Source organism: Leucobacter faecis (assembly GCF_054456695.2).
Genome location: NZ_JBTJER020000051.1, coordinates 1 through 215 on the forward strand (window position 1 = coordinate 1; position 215 = coordinate 215).

Annotated in this window: 1 pseudogene; it reads right to left on the minus strand. The window is 66.5% G+C overall.

Annotation, left to right across the window (positions count from 1 at the left end):
* Nucleotides 1–188: pseudogene (locus ACXR2W_RS14215) on the minus strand (HNH endonuclease); the annotation flags it as partial.
* Nucleotides 189–215: the final 27 nt, after the last annotated feature.

The window sequence follows — 215 nt, forward strand, 5'->3', positions numbered from 1 at the left end:
TAGCGGGTGGCGAGGGTGTGGGCGAGGTCGAGTTCACGTTCGACCGCGTGTTCACTCACGTGTAGCGCGGCCGCGAGCTCTGCCCGGAGGCAACGCAGCCCGAGCTGGGCGGGGGAGCGGTCATGTAACGCGACCGCAACGAGGCGGGCGTATTCGTCCATGCGGTCGCGGTCGATGCGCCGTTGCATGCGCGTGAGTTCTTCAACATAGGTGAC